Below are 9,786 nucleotides of genomic sequence, written 5' to 3' on the forward strand. Positions count from 1 at the left end.
GGTCTTCGCGTCGACGCCGGAAAAGCGCGCGGTCTGATACGTGACGAGCGACGTGAAACCGATCTTGAACACGTTGTCGTTCATCGCGCCCAGAAACTGCGTCCAGAAGAACGGCGCGAAACGCCGCTGGCGCAGCAGCGCGAACTGCGAGCCGTGGCCGCTCTCTTCAACGGGCGCCACCTGTGCTGCGGGCATCGGTCTATCGTTCATCGATTTATATTTATGCGGTCGGAATCAGTCGGCAGACGTGAAAAAGCGCGCCTGAAGCGCGCTTTTCATACGGGTTCTTCAGGGCAAAGTGAAAACCGGTTAGCCCTTGTTCCGGCAATTACGTCGCCGAATGACGCTCTTCTTCGGGCCAGTCGCGGATATAAGCCTTGAGCAGCTTGTTTTCGAAGCCCTGCGCTTCGACCACCGCCTTCGCCACGTCATAGAACGAGATCACGCCCATCAGCGAGCGGCTTTCCATCACGGGCAGATAGCGCACGTGATGTTCGAGCATCATGCGGCGCACTTCGTCGACTTCGGTTTCCGGCGTGCAGGTGATGGGATGGTCGTCCATGACCTTGCGGATCGTCGTGGTGCCCACGCTGCCGCCATTGGTGCGCAGCGTGAGAATGATCTCGCGGAACGAGAGCATGCCGACCAGATCGCCGTACTCCATGACGACGAGCGAGCCGATGTCGTGCTCGGCCATGGTGTTGACTGCGTCGTGCAGCGCCGTGTCCGGCGTGACGGTGTAGAGCGTATTGCCCTTGACCTTGAGAATATCGCTCACACGCATGATGTGTCTCCAGGAAATGCCGGTCTAATGGGGGAGATGCTGAAAAGATACCTACCTGTTTCGATCCTAGCGGAAAGACCGTCAAAAGAAAAGCCGCGGGAAAGCGGGCCGAAAGAAGCACCCCGGCCCTGAAAACGCCTGCTGGCGCGGCTTGAAGCGCATGGCCACGCGCTTTTGTGCGATGCCGCATCGGCCATTCGGGTTATACCGGACGGCCAGGTGTCGATCCGTGCCGCGCCCCTTCCCGCAAGGGTTTCGGGGCGTTGCCCGAGGCTTTGGCGACACCGAAGGCGCATTGCCGACCGCGTGGCCGGTGATACGATGCCAGCACCTTTCACCCGTCGCCGGTTCGCGCCGGCTGTGCTGCCAGAATGTCCGATCCCCGTTTCGACACGCTCGCGCTGCATGCCGGCGCCGCGCCCGACCCCGTTACCGGCGCGCGCGCGACGCCGATCTATCAAACCACGTCGTTTTCGTTCCGCGACACCGACCACGCCGCTTCGCTCTTCAATATGGAGCGCGCGGGCCACGTCTACTCGCGCATCTCGAACCCCACAGTGGCGGTGTTCGAGGAGCGCGTCGCGGCGCTGGAAGGCGGCGCGGGCGCGATCGGCACCGCGAGCGGCCAGGCCGCGCTGCATCTGGCCATCGCCACGCTGATGGGCGCGGGCGCGCATATTGTTGCGTCGGCGGCGCTCTATGGCGGCTCGCACAATTTGCTCGACTACACGCTGCGCCGCTTCGGCATTGAGACGACCTTCGTGAAGCCCGGCGACCTCGATGCCTGGCGCGCGGCGCTGCGCCCCAATACGCGCCTGCTGTTTGGCGAAACGCTCGGCAACCCGGGGCTCGACGTGCTGGACATCGCCGCCGTCGCGCAGATCGCGCATGAGCATCGCGTGCCACTGCTCGTCGATTCGACGTTCACGACGCCTTACCTGCTGCGCCCGTTCGAGCACGGCGCGGATTTCGTCTATCACTCGGCTACCAAGTTTCTGGGCGGCCACGGCACGACCATCGGCGGCGTGCTGGTTGATGGCGGCACGTTCGATTTCGAAGCCTCGGGGCAATTTCCGGAGTTCACGCAGCCCTACGCGGGCTTTCATGGCATGGTTTTCAGCGAGGAAAGCAGCGTGGCGCCCTTTCTGTTGCGGGCGCGCCGCGAGGGCCTGCGCGACTTCGGCGCCTGTCTGCACCCGCAGGCTGCGTGGCAACTACTCCAGGGCATCGAAACACTGCCGCTGCGTATGGAACGCCATGTGGCCAACACGCGGCGCATCGTCGAATTTCTCGCGGCGCACGACGCCATCGAAGCCGTCGGCTATCCCGAACTCGAAAGCCATCGCGACTACGCACTCGCGAAACGCCTGCTACCGCGCGGCGCAGGCGCCGTGTTCAGCTTCGACCTCAAGGGCGGCCGTGAAGCGGGCAAACGCTTTATCGAAGCGCTCTCGCTCTTCTCGCACCTCGCCAACGTGGGCGATGCGCGCTCGCTCGTGATCCATCCCGCCTCCACCACGCATTTCCGCATGGACGAAGCGGCGCTCAAGGCGGCGGGCATCGGCGCGGGCACGATCCGGCTGTCGATAGGCCTGGAGGACCCCGACGACCTGATCGACGATCTCAAGCGCGCGCTCAAGGCTTCGCAGAAAAGCGATAGCGGCTCCAAAAACGCTACGGGCAAGGAGACGAAATGATCGTCGACGTCGCAGGCAAAAGCGTTTACGCCTACACGGGCGGGCGGGCATTCGATCCGTCGCGGCCCGTGATTGTGTTCGTCCACGGCGCGCAGCACGACCATAGTGTGTGGGGATTGCAGTCACGCTATTTCGCGCATCACGGCTTTAGCGTGCTGGCCGTCGATCTGCCCGGCCATATGCGCAGCGCCGGGCCGGCGCTCACCAGCATCGGTACGCTCGCCGACTGGCTCGACGCGCTGCTCGCGGCACTACAGGTGGAGAAAGCCTTCGTCGCGGGGCATAGCATGGGCTCGCTCGTCGCGCTGGAGTTTGCGGCGCGCCATGCGCAACGCGCCAGCGCCATCGCGCTGCTCGCCACTGCGTTTCCCATGGCGGTTGCGCCCGCGCTGCTCGAAGCCGCCCGCGAGCGCGAACCGGAAGCCATCGCCCTCGTAAATGCCTGGTCGCACTCGACACTCGCGGCCAAACCGTCGAGTCCAGGTCCCGGCTTCTGGCTGCGCGGCATGAACCAGCGGCTGATGGAGCGCGTCGCGGCGCGAGGCGAGCCACAGCTCTTTCACACCGATTTCGCGGCCTGCAACGCCTATGGTGACGGCCTCACGAGCGCGGCAAAAGTGTCCTGCCCGGTGCGCCTGATCGTCGGCAAACGCGATGTCATGACGCCGCCGCGAGCGAGCGCTGAAATCGCCCGGGCGTTGAAGGATGCGGGCGTGCGCGTCGATACGGTGACGCTCGACGCGGGCCACGCGCTGATGACCGAACAGCCCGACGCCACGCTCGATGCGCTCCATGATTTTGTTGTGCGTGGACCGCGTGTGGGCAACGGCTGAGCGGATAGACCCGGTTGACCGGGTCTGAAAATGCCTCGGGAACGATGACGTCACGCACGCCGATCCCGAGGCTTTCCCGGCTTGCACGGTCGTTCGATTCGCAAGAGAATGACCGACAGGCGCAGCCTTTGAGCGCCCGTCCGAGTCCCCCACGCGCAAGGAGGAGACATGACACACGCCACCCATACCGAACATCAGCACTTCGCAAATTTCGCGGAGTTTTACCCGTTCTATCTAAGCGAACACAGCAACCTCATGTCGCGGCGGCTGCATTTCATCGGCTCGCTGGGCGTGATCGGCTGCGTGGCCATGGCGATAGCCACAGGCATGTGGCTATGGCTGCCCGCTGCCGTGATCTGCGGCTACGGCTTCGCGTGGATCGGTCATTTCATGTTCGAGAAGAATCGCCCCGCCACCTTCCGCCATCCGGTCTACAGCCTGATGGGCGACTGGGTCATGTTCTCGGATATCTGTCGCGGCAAGATTTCGCTCTGACAACGTCGCGTGGCAGCCCGCGCGCCCAGCCGGCAAGCTTTATGCCGCCGGGTGCGGCAGCGCGGGCGACTGGCCGTTCGCCTCGGCCATGCGCGCCAGTTCGCGACGCGCCGCCAGCAATGAGGCCAGCGAAACCGACAACTTGTCGTTCTCGAGCGCGGTCAGCAGCATTCCGGCATCGATATCGCTGGACTTCAATTGATACGCCAGTTCCTTGCGATCGATGACGAAGCGCGCGTAGATGCGCTCAACGGAAATGCGCGCCGGATTGCCGATCAGCACGTAATGGGGCTTCACGCCGTCCTTTTCCAGTTGCGCGATCAGTTCGTCCTCTTCAAGCGTGTTCACGAGCCGCCTGACGGTGGCCAGATCGCGCCGCAATAGCTGCGCGATCTGCTCGGCGGTGAGGCCAGGTCTGCCCGCGTCGCGCGTTTCGGCGAGACCGCCCAGCAGTTCCAGTGCGTCCAGCAGGTCGCTGCCCGGAAAACGCGGCCGGTTGAAGCGTCCGGTACGGATCTCCGGCAACGCCGACGTAATCATCGCGCCCACCAGCGTGATGAACCAGCTCAGATACATCCAGAGCAGGAACATCGGTGCCGCCGCGAAAGCGCCATAAACCGCCGTGTAAGTGGGAATGCGCCGCACGTAGTAGCCGAAGCCGCGCTTGGCCAGCTCAAACGCCACGGCCGAGGCGATCCCGCCGATCAGCGCGTCGCGCCACTCCACGCGGCAATTCGGCAGATAAACGTAGAGCATCGTGAAAGCCAGCGCCGTGAGCGGCAGCGACGCGCCCATCAGCATCCAGTCGAACAGCATCGACACATGCTGCTCGGTGGCCAGCGCCAGCGAGCGCGTGAACAGATACGACGAAATCGACAGACTCACGCCAATCAGAATCGGTCCGAGCGTGAGAATCGCCCAGTACACCAGCACCCGCTGCGCGAGGGGCCGCGCCTTGCGCACGCGCCAGATCACGTTGAAGGCCGACTCGACCGTCATCATCGTCATGACGGACGTGACGAACAGCACGATCATGCCCATCGTCGTGAGGCCCTTGGCCTTCGACGCGAACTGATTGAGGTAGAGAAAGATCTGGCTGTTGATCTGTGCCGGCATCAGGTGATCGGCGAGAAAACCCTGCAGCGAGTTCTGGAACGACGCGAAGATGGGAAACGCAGTGAAGAGCGCGAACGCGACCGTGGCAAGCGGCACGATCGCCAGCATGGTCGTGAACGTGAGGCTGCCCGCCACCTGCGGAATGCGATCCTCGCGGCTGCGCCGCGCTGCAAAGCGCGCCAGCCGCTTCACGATATCCAGATCGATCCGTACTCTCGACAACACATCCATTGTCCAGCCTTCTCCAGACGGCGCGGCGCGCCTCTGACGCGCGTCGCGGTGGAAACCCCGTGGGCACTTCGCAAAAACCGCGCCGAACCCAGACCCTATAATATCCCGTCCACCGACGAGGTCCGATGAAACCGATTCTTGTGCTCTATTACAGCCGCCATGGCGCCACCCGCGAACTCGCACGCGCCATCGCCCAGGGCATCGACAGCGTGGCGGGCGCCGAAGCGCGCATCCGCACGGTACCACCCGTATCGACGGTCTGCGAGGCCACCGCGCCCGACATTCCCGACGACGGCCCGCCCTACGCGGAGCTGCGCGACCTGGAGGAATGCGCGGGTCTCGCGCTCGGCTCGCCGACGCGCTTCGGCAATATGGCCGCGCCGCTCAAATATTTTCTCGACGGCACCACGCCGCAGTGGCTCGCGGGCGCGCTCGCGGGCAAGCCCGGCTGCGTGTTCACCTCCACCGGCAGCCTGCATGGCGGCCAGGAAAGCACGCTGCTGTCGATGATGCTGCCGCTTTTGCATCACGGCATGCTGCTCGTGGGCATTCCGTACACCGAAAGCGCGCTCTCCTCGACGGACGGCGGCGGCACGCCTTACGGTGCGTCGCATCATGCGCGTTCGGACGGACGCGGCCATGGCTTGAGCGCCGATGAAAAAGCGCTTGCCGTCGCGCTGGGCGTGCGGCTCGCACGCGCCTCGCTGGCGCTCGCTCAAAGCGAACCGCGAGGCGAACGGCCATGAGCGACGGGCCGCCCGACGTGAGCAAGATCAGCAAAATCAGCGATAACGTCAGCGGCGGCCACGACGCGCAGCCGCGCACTTTACCGTCATCGCAAAACCCGCGGCGCGAACGTGCGCTCACCTCCACATCAACCGCGCCAGTCACCGGGCGCCGCTACGCTGCGCTGGGCGCTTTCGTCGTGCTGGCCGCGCTCACTGCGCTGTGCCTCGCCTGGGAATGGCGCATCGCGCCGCTGCGTCCCGGCGGCAGCGCGCTGGTGCTCAAGGCGCTGCCGCTCGCGGCCGCCCTGCCCGGCGTGTTCCGGCGTCGGCTCTACACGTTCCAATGGGCGTCGATGCTGGTGCTGCTCTACTTCGCCGAAGGCATCGTGCGCGGTATGACCGATCCCCCGCCCGGCGACACACTCGGCTGGATCGAAGTCGGGCTATCGCTCGTCTTCTTCGGCTGCGCGCTCGCCTATGTCGCGCCGTTCAAACGCGCCGCGCGGCGCGCGAAACGCGACGCCGCGTAAAGCTGCACGGTCAGTGGAAAGCCGGCGCCAGGTCCACGCCAGGGGTGTCAAACTAGGTTTTTCGCCGAACGTTTTGCCAATCCTTTCGCCAACCGTTTAATTGCCGGGACAGCAGCCGCATTCCTTATGCCACGCCGCAGCGTTCGCGCCGCCGACACCCCACCGAAGCCATGACCCAATCCGCCCGCCAAGCCTTTCTCGACGCCTGCGCCGCCGCCATCGGCGCGCAGCATGTGCTGACCGACGCCCACGACACCGCGCCCTATGTCGCCGACTGGCGCAAGCGCTATCAGGGCGCGACCTGCGCCGTGCTCTGCCCGGCCAGCGCCGAAGAAACCGCCGCTATCGTCAAGCTGGCGCACGCGCATCGCGTTGCGCTCGTGCCGCAGGGCGGCAACACCGGTCTCGCGGGCGGCGCGACGCCCGACACGAGCGGTGAGCAAGCGGTGCTGAGCCTGCGCCGCCTGAACCGTGTGCGCGAGATCGATGCCCACAACAACACGATCACCGTCGAAGCAGGCGTGATCCTCGCCGAGGTGCAGGCGCGCGCCGCCGACGCCGGCCGACTGTTCCCGCTTTCGCTCGCCGCAGAAGGGAGTTGCACCATCGGCGGCAATCTGTCGACCAACGCGGGCGGCACGGGCGTGCTGCGCTATGGCAACACGCGCGAGCTGTGCCTTGGCCTTGAAGTCGTGACGCCGCAGGGCGAACTGTGGGACGGCCTGCGCGGGCTGCGCAAGGACAACACCGGCTACGATCTGCGCGATCTGTTTATCGGCGCGGAAGGCACGCTCGGCGTCATCACCGCCGCCGTCATGAAGCTGCATCCGCAACCTGCGGCCAGCGTCACGGCGCTTGCGGCGCTCGGCTCGGCGCACGCGGCGCTTGATTTCCTCGCGCTCGCGCAGCGCTACGCAGGGCCTCTGCTCACCGGTTTCGAACTGATGTCGGACTTCTGCATGCAACTCGTGGGACGTCATTTCCCGCAACTGCGCTATCCGTTCGCCGAACATCACGCCCAGGTCGTGCTGCTCGAACTGTCCGACAACGAAAGCGAAGCGCACGGCCGCGCGCTGTTCGAGCGCCTCATGGAGGCGGCGCTCGAACAGGGTCTGGTGGAAGACGCGGTGGTGGCGGAGAGCCTCGCGCAGTCGCAGGCGTTCTGGAATATCCGCGAGCACATTCCGCTCGCGCAGGCGCAGGAAGGATTGAACGTGAAGCACGATATCGGCGTGCCGATTTCGCGCATCGGCCATTTCATCGAAGAAACCGGCGCGGAGATTGCGCGTGCGGTACCGGGCGCGCGCATGGTGACGTTCGGCCATCTGGGCGACGGCAATCTGCATTACAACGTACAGGCGCCCGAAGGCGGCGACCCGAAGCAGTTTCTCGCCGAAAACGAGAAACTGCTCAACCGCATCGTCTATGACAGCGTCGCGCGTCATCGCGGCACGATCAGCGCAGAGCACGGCCTCGGCCAGTTGAAGGTCGAGGAAAACGCGCACTACAAGAGCGAAGTGGAGCTGGGCATGATGCGCGCCATCAAGGCGGCGCTCGATCCGCTCAATCTGATGAATCCGGGTAAGGTCATTCGATAATCCGCGAGGAGGCAACGTCGTGAAAATCCGCGTGCTGTCCGATCTGCATCTGGAGCAGGACGAACCCGAGCTGATTCCGCACGCCGAGGCGGATCTCGTCGTGCTCGCGGGCGACATCCACAATCACGGCCTTGGGCTGCGCTGGGCCGCCGAAACCTTCGATCCGCAGGTGCCCGTGATCTATGTGCCGGGCAATCACGAGTATTACGACGGCGAACTCGGCGCGCTGGAGGCGGCGATGGGCGATGCCGCTTCCTCGCTCGACAACGTGCACTTCCTGAACAACGCAACCTACGTCGATCCGGCGGGCCGATTCCGGGTGCTCGGCACAACGCTATGGGCCGACTTCGCGCTCTTCGGCGCCGACGACGCCGCGCGCGAAGCCGCAATCACGGCGGCGCTGCGCGTGATGCTCGACCTCAAGGGCTTGATTCAGGTTTCGTGGCCCGCGAGCCCCGCAGCCGGCGCGCGCGATTTCACACCGGCGGATTCGCTGGCGCTGCACGCGCGTTCGCGCGCATGGCTGGCAGAGGAACTGGCGAAGCCCTTCGCGGGCAAAACGATCGTGGTGACGCACCACGCGCCGCATCGGCTAAGCCTGGCGGCGCGCTATGCGAACGATCCGGTATCGGCGGGATTCGTGAGCGACCTGGGCGCGCTAGTGGGCGCGCCCGCGGCGCTCTGGATTCATGGCCACACGCATACCTGCTTCGATTACACGGTGAACGGCACGCGCGTGGTGTGCAATCCGCGCGGCTATCGCGACCGGCGCAGCGGTCTGCCGGAGAATCCGGCGTTTGCGTGGGACAAAGTCGTAGAGATCTGAGCGGTGCAGCGGCTGGCGCGCACCCGCCCGTCAAACAGAAGAACGCTTAGCGCAGGCCGCGCGAAGTATCGACCGGCCGCTGCACGCGCAGCGTGACGGGCTGAAGCTGTGCGCGGCGCATGCGCAGGAGGTCGCGCGATGCGGCGATGCCGATCAGGCCCATCATCACGGCGATGCCGATCATCAGATGCGTATCCATGGAAATCCTCGGGTTCTGGCGAATTGACGTTTCAGTGGCGCTACCTTATCAATCCGCCGCCCGCTTGTGCGTAAGGAAGTGTTGCCAGAAGGCGAAGCTGTAACAGCCTGTCACAGCACGCCCCACGACCGCCTTTCCCGAGGACGCTAACGCCTGCATCACGTCCGCGCGAAGCGGCGCAACTCGGTCTGGTCCTTGGCGAGCGTCGCGGGCAGTGTTTCGCGCAGCATCTCGACCCATGTACGGATCTTCGCGTCCAGATACTGGCGCGACGGATACATCGCGAACACGGTCATTTCCTGCGAGCGGTACTCGGGCAGGATCCACACGAGTTCGCCGCTGCGCAGTCCGCTGATCGCCGAATAGATCGGCAGCAGCCCCACGCCCATGCCTTCTCGCACCCCTACCGCCATCGCTTCGGCCACGTTCACCTGGAAAGTCGCCGGCCCGAGGTCGATGGTCTCCAGGCCCGACGGCCCCGTGAACTGCCATTGCGACGCCGGAAACACCGGCGTCACCAGTTGCAGGCAGCGGTGATTGACGAGATCGCGCGGCGTCTGCGGCACGCCGTAGCGCTCCAGATAGGCCGGCGATGCGCAGGCGATGCTGAACGCGCTGGTCAGCCGCTGCGACACGAAGCCCGAATCCGGCAGGTCGGTGGCCAGCACCAGCGCCACGTCATAACCCTCGTCGAGCAGATCCGGCATGCGCTGCGCCAGCGTCAATTCGACGTGGACATCGGGATAGAG

Annotated in this window: 11 protein-coding genes and 1 pseudogene; 7 read left to right on the plus strand and 5 right to left on the minus strand. The window is 65.1% G+C overall.

Translation table 11 applies throughout. The features are described 5' to 3' along the window. A pseudogene (locus VG320_RS30635) lies at window positions 1-210 on the minus strand (glycerol acyltransferase); the annotation flags it as partial. 118 nt (window positions 211-328) lie between these two features. Then, window positions 329-784, minus strand: coding sequence for a CBS domain-containing protein (locus VG320_RS30640; protein ID WP_327203819.1), 456 nt, complete (start codon window positions 782-784; stop codon window positions 329-331). 371 nt (window positions 785-1,155) lie between these two features. Between VG320_RS30640 and VG320_RS30645 the strand changes: the two genes are divergently transcribed. From VG320_RS30645 to VG320_RS30655, 3 genes are all read left to right on the plus strand, one after another. Then, on the plus strand, window positions 1,156-2,481 hold the full coding sequence (locus VG320_RS30645; RefSeq protein WP_327203820.1) for an O-acetylhomoserine aminocarboxypropyltransferase: 1,326 nt from the start codon (window positions 1,156-1,158) through the stop codon (window positions 2,479-2,481). Continuing rightward, a complete protein-coding gene (locus VG320_RS30650) occupies window positions 2,478-3,314 on the plus strand; it encodes an alpha/beta hydrolase (RefSeq protein WP_327203821.1) in 837 nt (278 codons plus the stop codon). Before VG320_RS30645 ends, VG320_RS30650 begins: the two co-directional genes overlap by 4 nt. A 168-nt stretch (window positions 3,315-3,482) precedes the next feature. After that, complete coding sequence (locus VG320_RS30655) at window positions 3,483-3,809, plus strand: Mpo1-like protein (protein ID WP_327203822.1); 327 nt, start codon at window positions 3,483-3,485, stop codon at window positions 3,807-3,809. A gap of 39 nt (window positions 3,810-3,848) precedes the next feature. Here the strand turns inward: VG320_RS30655 and VG320_RS30660 are convergent, their stop codons facing one another. Further along, window positions 3,849-5,156, minus strand: coding sequence for a YihY family inner membrane protein (locus VG320_RS30660; protein ID WP_327203823.1), 1,308 nt, complete (start codon window positions 5,154-5,156; stop codon window positions 3,849-3,851). Window positions 5,157-5,281: 125 nt separating this feature from the next. Between VG320_RS30660 and wrbA the strand changes: the two genes are divergently transcribed. The 4 genes from wrbA (at window position 5,282) to VG320_RS30680 (ending at window position 8,838) form a co-directional block, all read left to right on the plus strand. After that, window positions 5,282-5,902 (plus strand): NAD(P)H:quinone oxidoreductase, encoded by a 621-nt coding sequence (gene wrbA, locus VG320_RS30665; protein ID WP_327203824.1) that lies wholly within the window; start codon window positions 5,282-5,284, stop codon window positions 5,900-5,902. Window positions 5,903-6,066: 164 nt separating this feature from the next. After that, entirely contained in the window at window positions 6,067-6,414 is a 348-nt protein-coding gene (locus tag VG320_RS30670; RefSeq protein ID WP_327203829.1) for a DUF2069 domain-containing protein, read from the plus strand. A gap of 170 nt (window positions 6,415-6,584) precedes the next feature. Next, window positions 6,585-8,012: an FAD-binding oxidoreductase gene (locus VG320_RS30675; protein ID WP_327203825.1), complete on the plus strand. Its 1,428-nt coding sequence runs from the start codon at window positions 6,585-6,587 to the stop codon at window positions 8,010-8,012. A 19-nt stretch (window positions 8,013-8,031) separates the two neighbouring features. Next, window positions 8,032-8,838 carry a metallophosphoesterase gene (locus VG320_RS30680; RefSeq protein WP_327203826.1) on the plus strand — a complete coding sequence of 269 codons (807 nt, stop codon included), beginning with the start codon at window positions 8,032-8,034 and terminating at the stop codon, window positions 8,836-8,838. A 46-nt stretch (window positions 8,839-8,884) separates the two neighbouring features. Here the strand turns inward: VG320_RS30680 and VG320_RS30685 are convergent, their stop codons facing one another. Then, a complete protein-coding gene (locus tag VG320_RS30685; RefSeq protein ID WP_327203827.1) occupies window positions 8,885-9,037 on the minus strand; it encodes a hypothetical protein in 153 nt (50 codons plus the stop codon). Between the two features lie 158 nt (window positions 9,038-9,195). Next, window positions 9,196-9,786 (minus strand): substrate binding domain-containing protein (locus tag VG320_RS30690; RefSeq protein ID WP_327203828.1); only part of this gene is annotated, 591 nt, incomplete at its 5' end.

Origin of the sequence: Paraburkholderia sp., from assembly GCF_035948235.1 — a bacterium.
Lineage (GTDB): Bacteria > Pseudomonadota > Gammaproteobacteria > Burkholderiales > Burkholderiaceae > Paraburkholderia.